The sequence below is a fragment of the Eggerthella sp. 1_3_56FAA genome, assembly GCF_000185625.1.
Lineage (GTDB): Bacteria > Actinomycetota > Coriobacteriia > Coriobacteriales > Eggerthellaceae > Eggerthella > Eggerthella lenta.
The window spans coordinates 516,545-518,066 of record NZ_GL622581.1; the positions used below are offsets into that span (position 1 = coordinate 516,545).

Consider the following 1,522-nt stretch of genomic DNA (forward strand, 5'->3'; position numbering starts at 1 on the left):
ACGGCGGTCAGCGCGAACGTGGCCGCCTCGGCCGCAGGGAACGTGGCCCACACGCCCGCCATGCCGAACAGCGCCGCCAGCACGGCCGCGAACGCGAGCATGGCCGGAAGACCGCGCACGATGGAGATAGCCAGGCCATACGCCGGCTTCTCCACCGCGCTGAAGAACGCCGCCGCCACGATGTTCGCCCCCGCGAAGAAGTACCCGAGGAAGTACACGCGCATGCCGTCCACGGCAAGCGCCGTGAGCTGCGGATCGTTGTCTCGATTGAACGCGAGCGCAAGCGGCTCGGCGGCGAGCGCCACCGCAGCGTACGTCGTCGTCGCGATGACGAGAGCCGTCAGCAGCGCCAGGCGCAGCACCGCGCGCACGTCGCGGTCGCTGCCACGCGCGTACGCGTTGCTGGCCAGCGGCTGGATGCCCTGCGCGATGCCCACGAACAGGGCGCTCGCCACGAACGCGAAGTTCGCGACCACCCCGTAGGCCGCCACGCCGATGGTTCCCTCGAACGCAAGGATCACCAAGTTCAGCACCAGCAAAACCAGCCCGCCCGACAGCTCTACCACGAACGACGAGAACCCGAGCGCCGCGATATGCCCCACGAGCCGCGCGCGCAGATGCAAGCGCACCGGCCGAAACGTGTTGCGCTTCCTGAGGAAATGGATCAACAGCACCGCCATGCTCATGAGCGGAGCAAACCCCGTGGCGAACGCCGCGCCGAACATGCCCCACCCGAACCCGAATATGAACAACGCGTCGAGCGCGATGTTCCCGAAGCTTCCCACCAGCATGGCGACCATGGCCAGCTGCGGGCTGCCGTCGTTGCGCACGAACGGCAGCAGCACGTTGTTCAACAAGAACAGCGGCGCGAACGCGAAGATGGTGCGCAGGTACGTCACGGTCAGCGGAAGCGTGGCCTCGTCCGCCCCCAAAAGCGACGACAGCGGCGCCGCGAACGCCTCCACGACCGCGAGCAGCACCGCCGCGGCAACGCCCGCCATAACGAGCGCCGTGGTGAACACCCGGTTCGCCCCCGTGCGGTCGCCGCACGCGGAGCACACCTGGAACTCGGTTGCCGCGCCGATGCCCAGCATGAGGCCCGTGGCCTGCAGCACCGTGTACAGCACGATGGAGAAGTTAAGCGCCGCGAGGCCGTCCGACCCCACCCCATTCGCAATGAAGAACGTGTCGGCCAGGATGTACACCGACACGCCTACCATGCCCAGCACGTTGAACGACACGTACCGCGCGAACGGACGCGCCATCGACGACGAGCCGGCCATGCCGGCACCGCGTGCCATCGCGCGCCGCCTCACGCCTCGAGCGAGATGTCGTATGCCGCGTTGCGCGCGATGCCGAACTCCTCGGCTATCGCGCGGGCGACGTCCTTGCTGCGCACGCCGGCGGCCTTCAGCTCGGCGGCGCGGGCGCGGGCTGCGACTTCGGCGTCCTGCTCGGCGGCGGCGCCCTCGGCCTCGCTCGGGCCGTCGATCACCAGCACGATCTCGCCCTTGATGCCCGC

1 protein-coding gene and 1 pseudogene are annotated in these 1,522 nt (G+C 69.1%); both read right to left on the reverse strand.

All coding sequences use genetic code 11. The annotated features are described in order from the left end of the window. Nucleotides 1-1,301: MATE family efflux transporter (locus HMPREF1023_RS12515; RefSeq protein ID WP_009306740.1), on the reverse strand; the 1,301-nt coding region annotated here is incomplete at its 3' end. Nucleotides 1,302-1,312: 11 nt separating this feature from the next. Beyond that, a pseudogene (locus HMPREF1023_RS12520) lies at nt 1,313-1,522 on the reverse strand (16S rRNA (cytidine(1402)-2'-O)-methyltransferase); the annotation flags it as partial.